This is a genomic window from Azospirillum sp., from assembly GCF_035627195.1.
Lineage (GTDB): Bacteria > Pseudomonadota > Alphaproteobacteria > Azospirillales > Azospirillaceae > Azospirillum.
The window spans coordinates 1-3,958 of the sequence record NZ_DASPMG010000262.1; the positions used below are offsets into that span (position 1 = coordinate 1).

Annotated in this window: 5 protein-coding genes; 3 read left to right on the forward strand and 2 right to left on the reverse strand. The window is 73.0% G+C overall.

All coding sequences use genetic code 11. The features are described 5' to 3' along the window. Positions 1 to 1,285 (reverse strand): hypothetical protein (locus tag VED21_RS23580; RefSeq protein ID WP_324886627.1); only part of this gene is annotated, 1,285 nt, incomplete at its 3' end. A gap of 106 nt (positions 1,286 to 1,391) precedes the next feature. Here VED21_RS23580 and VED21_RS23585 point away from each other — a divergent pair. Continuing rightward, positions 1,392 to 2,489 (forward strand): glycosyltransferase, encoded by a 1,098-nt coding sequence (locus VED21_RS23585; protein WP_324886629.1) that lies wholly within the window; start codon positions 1,392 to 1,394, stop codon positions 2,487 to 2,489. A 100-nt stretch (positions 2,490 to 2,589) separates the two neighbouring features. Continuing rightward, a complete protein-coding gene (locus VED21_RS23590) occupies positions 2,590 to 2,805 on the forward strand; it encodes a hypothetical protein (RefSeq protein ID WP_324886631.1) in 216 nt (71 codons plus the stop codon). A gap of 16 nt (positions 2,806 to 2,821) precedes the next feature. Here VED21_RS23590 and VED21_RS23595 read toward each other — a convergent pair whose 3' ends face one another. Continuing rightward, a complete protein-coding gene (locus tag VED21_RS23595; protein ID WP_324886633.1) occupies positions 2,822 to 3,367 on the reverse strand; it encodes a hypothetical protein in 546 nt (181 codons plus the stop codon). Positions 3,368 to 3,402: 35 nt separating this feature from the next. Here VED21_RS23595 and VED21_RS23600 point away from each other — a divergent pair. Continuing rightward, positions 3,403 to 3,958: hypothetical protein (locus tag VED21_RS23600; RefSeq protein ID WP_414638286.1), on the forward strand; the 556-nt coding region annotated here is incomplete at its 3' end.

Sequence of the window (3,958 nt, forward strand, 5' to 3'; positions counted from 1 at the left end):
CCACGCGGACGTTGGTGGACAGCTGCTGGTCCATCTGCTCCAGGATCTTCGCCTCCTCCACCTTGAAGGAGTAGGTCTTGTAGCTCTCCTCCATCACCGCGCGCTCGCGCAGCAGCTGGTGGTGGCGCATCTCCAGCTCGCTCAGGGTGGAGACCTGATCGCGCACCCGCTCCACGCTGGCGGCCAGCGAGGCACGGCGCGCCGTGAACCCCTCCACCTGCGGCCCCAGATCGGCGATCAGCTTCTCCAGATCCTCGTGCACCGGGTTGCGGCCGACGCGGCGGGTGTCCTGCCGGCGCGGCTTGTCCCCAGCGATGACGGACTGCACCTTGGCGATCTCGCGGTCCACGTCGGCGATGACGGGCGATTCGGGGTTGTAGCGGTTGGCCAGTTCCTGCCGGCGCAGCTGCAGGTGCAGCAGCGTCGCCTTGGCGGAATCGACGGCCATCTGCGACACGTCCTCGGCGTACAGCAGCACCTCGCGCGGGACGGTGCGGATGGTGCCGCGCGCCGCCTCCAGCCGGGCCTGCGCCATCTCCAGCTCGCCCGTCGCCTGGCTCAGCTGCACCTCCAGGTCCGACAGTTCCTGGAGCTGGACGGCGATCTGCTGCGGCAGGTCGGAGATGCCGTTGGCGCGCGTGAACGACTCGATGGCGCGCTCCAGTTCGGGCAGGCGGCGGACGAAGTCGTCGCGCTGCTCGATCATGAAGGCGGACTGGTCGCGGCGGTAGATGTCGCGCCGCCGGTCCATGTAGTCCTGCACCAGCAGGTTCAGCGCGCGGGCCGCCAGCTCGGGCGAGGCGTGGCGGAAGGACAGGCGCAGCACGTTGGACTGCAGCACCGGTTCGATCTTCAGCGCCTTCTCGAAGCGGCGCAGCGCCAGCTCCACCCGCTCGCCCGGCAGTTCGGCCTCCGGCGGCACGTCGTCGGCGAGGTCGGGGTAGAGGGTGCGGATGCCCAGCGCGAACAGCACGTTGCGCTTCACCGGGCGGCTGATGAGGATCTCCAGCTCGGAATTGATGATCTCGTCGCGGCCGAAGGACAGCACCGCGCCGGCCCCCATGCCCGGCTGGAACGTGTATTCCCGCCCCAGCAGGACGACGAGGCGCGATTGCGCCTCGAACACCGGCGGCTGGAACAGCGCCAGCGCCACGCCGGCCGCCACCGGGATGAGGAAGCTGAGCGCGATCAGCCGTAAATGGCGGAAGCCGAACACCAGCAGGTCGCGCAGCGCGAAGGCGGCGGGCAAGGGGCGGGGCTGGCGTGCGTGGCTGCGGCTGGACATGGGTGCACCGTCCAAAACCGGAAGGCGTGCCCGCGACGGGACGCGCCCTTAGAAACCATAGTACTTTAGAGTAAAGTTGCTGAAAATCGCCTTAACGCGGGGCAGCATGCGGCTTCTCGTCCTGGGGTCCCTCAACCCGAACCTGATCCGGGCCAAGCTGGAGCCGCTGCTCGCCTGCGGCTGGGTGGAGCGCGTGGTCTGGCTGGGCCGGCAGGCCGGGCCGGAGCTGCCCAAGGTGGCGTACGAGACGGTGCCGGACGAGCCCGCGCCCATTCGCCGCAGCCTGCATTACCTGCTGCGCGCCCTGGCGGCGGCGCGGCGGGAGCGGCCGGACCTGATCCTCGCCTACAACCTCGTGCCCTTCGGGCTGTACGCGCGGCTGTGCGCCTGGACCATCGGGCGGCCCTACGCCGTCGCCGTGATCGGCGGCCCGCGGGAGGTGGAGCGCGGCGGCGGCCGGCTGGACAACCGGCTGCTCACCCGCTGGCCGCTGGTCGGGCGGGCGCTGGCGCCGCTGCTGCCGGGGGTGCTGCGGGGGGCGCGCTTCGTCACCACCACCGGCACGGCGACGCGCGACGCGCTGGTCGCCGCCGGGGTGCCGGGGGAGCGCATCGTGCCGCTGCCCAGCGCCGTGGACCCCGCCCGCTTCCACCCCTCACCCCGGCCGGCGCGCTGGGACGTGCTGACCCTGGCGCGGCTGATCCGGCGCAAGCGGCTGGACCGCCTGCTCGACGTCGTGGAGCGGCTGCGCGCCCGCCACCCCGCCCTGCGCGTGGCGGTGGCCGGCGACGGCCCGCTGCGCGCGGAACTGGCGGCGGAGGTGGCGCGGCGCGGGCTGGGCGATGCGGTGGACCTGCTGGGCTGGCGCGACGACGTGCGGCCCCTGCTGTGGGAGAGCCGGGTCATGGTGCTGACCTCGGCCGCCGAGGGGCTGCCGCTGTCGATGATCGAGGCGATGGGGTGCGGCGTGCCCTGCGTGGCGCCGGCCGTAGGCGACTCGGCCGACCTCGTGCAGGATGGCGTCAACGGCCGCCTCGTGCCGCCGGACGACGACGCGGCGCTGGCCGATGCCGTGGATGCCCTGCTGCGCGACGAGGCCGCCCGCGCGCGCATGGCCGCAGCGGCGGCGGACACCGTGCGCGCCGGCTTCACCACCGCCCACGCGACGCAGCGGTGGGAGGCGATCCGGGCACGCTTCCTGTAAGGGCGATTTTTGGGAGCGATTTTTTCGGCGGCACCCGCGGAACCTTCGCCGCGCCGGTGCCACCAAGGGTCATAACCGCTTCCAAGGATGGAGACCGACCATGACCAAGAAGACCACGCCCAACCCCCGCCGCCTGTCGATGGACGAAGTGGCCCAGGTGGTCGGCGGCACCGCCGGCGGCGGCTCCAACAACGACCCGCTCGTCGGCGGGACCGGCGTCACCACCGGCCCGGGCTACGACTCCAGCCACCTCGACCTCAGCGGCGTCGACATCCCCGGCGAGGACGACCAGGACAGCGTCAACGGCGGGACCTGACGCCGGCCGGGCTTCGCTAATAGAACTGGTTGTCGTTGCGGTCGAAGGGGGCGACGGGGATGGTCAGCGTGCCGTCGAAGGTCGTCACGTCCAGCACGAAGCCCGGCGTGCGCGCCGCCACCGGGCCGGGGTCGGCGACGAAGAGCTGGAGGAAGGTGCGGTCCGGCAGGTTGAGCCCGGCGATGGAGCCGTCGCCGCGGTTCACCGTGCGGCCCTGCCAGCGCACCACCAGCACCGGCGACCGGCTGCCCGGCACCGTGTCCCAGCGCAGGCCCGGCAGCGAGCGGTGGCGCAGCCGCATCCAGCGGATGGCGTGGCTGGCCGACGGCCCCAGGTAATAGTGCAGGTTGTTGAGGTAGAGCCGCAGCTCCGTGTCCCGCTCGCCATCCGGCAGCGGCGCCTTGGACGGGCCGGCCAGATCGTCGTCGGCCGAGCGCCCGAAGATGTAGCAGTACGACCCGCCCGGCGCCTGTGCCCGCGCAGGTGCGGCGAAAAGCAGCGATCCGCACAGCGCCAGGAGGAACCGGCGGCGCGACTGGACCCGTGTGAGGGGCGGTGCCATACTTCCACCGCTTTCGTCATACGACGCCTTCCATCATGCCACCGGCGGCACCGCCACGCCAGTTCCTGCGCAACCTCGGCACCGTCGTCACCGGCACGCTGGCCGCGCAGGCGGCGGCGCTCGCGGCCGTGCCGCTGCTGACCCGCCTGTACGACCCCGCCGCCTTCGGCGCCTTCGGCCTGATCACCGCGCTGGCCGGCATCGCCGCCACCGTGGCGACGGGCCGCTGGGAGCTGGCCGTCGTCCTGCCGGAGCGCGACGAGGACGCGGCCGGGGTGGTGCTGCTGGCGCTGCTCGCCACAGTGGCGGCGGTGCTGGTCCTGGCCGGAGCGGTGGCGGTGGCCGGGCCGTGGCTGCCGCACGCGGGGCTGCTGTGGTGGCTGCCGGCGATGCTGCTGCTGACCGCGTCGGCGGAGGTGCTGGCACAGTGGAACCTGCGCCGCGAGCGCTACGGCACCGTGGCCCGCGCGCAGGGTGCCCGGGCCGCCGTGATGGTGGCGGTCCAGGCGGCGGCGGGTGCCGTGGCGCCGGTGCTGGCCGGGCTGCTGGGCGGGCAGGCGCTGGGCCAGTGCGCGCAGGTCGCCACGCTGG

Coding starts and splice junctions, on each gene's coding strand:
- VED21_RS23585 (WP_324886629.1), top strand. CDS start 1,392: ATGCGGCTTCTCGTCCTGGGGTCCCTCAACCCGAACCTGATCCGGGCC.
- VED21_RS23590 (WP_324886631.1), top strand. CDS start 2,590: ATGACCAAGAAGACCACGCCCAACCCCCGCCGCCTGTCGATGGACGAA.
- VED21_RS23595 (WP_324886633.1), bottom strand. CDS start 3,367: ATGGCACCGCCCCTCACACGGGTCCAGTCGCGCCGCCGGTTCCTCCTG.